1 protein-coding gene is annotated in these 689 nt (G+C 61.1%); it reads right to left on the reverse strand.

Going from position 1 to position 689, the window contains the following annotated elements:
* A partial coding sequence (locus NKI16_RS34000; protein ID WP_352924826.1) for a class I SAM-dependent DNA methyltransferase occupies window positions 1-493 on the reverse strand: 493 nt, incomplete at its 3' end.
* Window positions 494-689 lie beyond the last annotated feature (196 nt).

The raw sequence follows: 689 nt of genomic DNA on the forward strand, positions 1-689 counted from the left end.
CGCGAGCCAGTTCGCGCAGCCCATCCGGTCGGACATGCCCGAGCGTGAAGACGCCGCAGCAGACGGTGATGTCATAGCTCGCGCTGGGATAGTCGGAGAGTGGCCCGTTAAGATCGACATTTCCTTGGACGTGGCGGTAGACGCGGGTTTGCCGAGCCTGTTCGGCCATCTCCTCGGAGAGGTCGATCCCGTCGATCAACCGGAAGCCGAGGCGTTCCAGTTCCACGCCGACGAGGCCCGTTCCGCAGCCGGCGTCCAGGATTGCGATGGCAGTTCGCTGCCTGGCCAAATAGGCTGTCTGCACGGCGCCCGCCAGTTCCGCCACGATCATCGGCCCGCAGTACCCGTCGCGGCCGACATCCAACTCGTAAGAACTGGCCCATCCGCGATAGAAGTGGGCCAAGCGACCGGCGTCGCCATCGAGGGCGTGGGAATCCTTGATGCGCTCTCGTGCGGCTTGCTCCAGTGCGGTCCTTTGATCGAGGGTATTCATGCCAATTCCTCCGTATATGAGCAGATGATCATCGGCGACGCGCCGTTCGGCACCTGCTGCCGTCTCGCAACGAGGGCTTCAAAACTCGTGCCAATTGGGCCGAACGAGGCGAAAAACATCTTTTGTGACTGCTTCAGCTATTTGGCCTGAGGCGAAATAAGAAATTGGCCAAACAAGCCTGCGTCGCAGACCTAAC

Origin of the sequence: Mesorhizobium sp. M0698 (assembly GCF_040320455.1) — a bacterium.
In the GTDB taxonomy this organism is placed as follows: Bacteria; Pseudomonadota; Alphaproteobacteria; order Rhizobiales; family Rhizobiaceae; genus Mesorhizobium.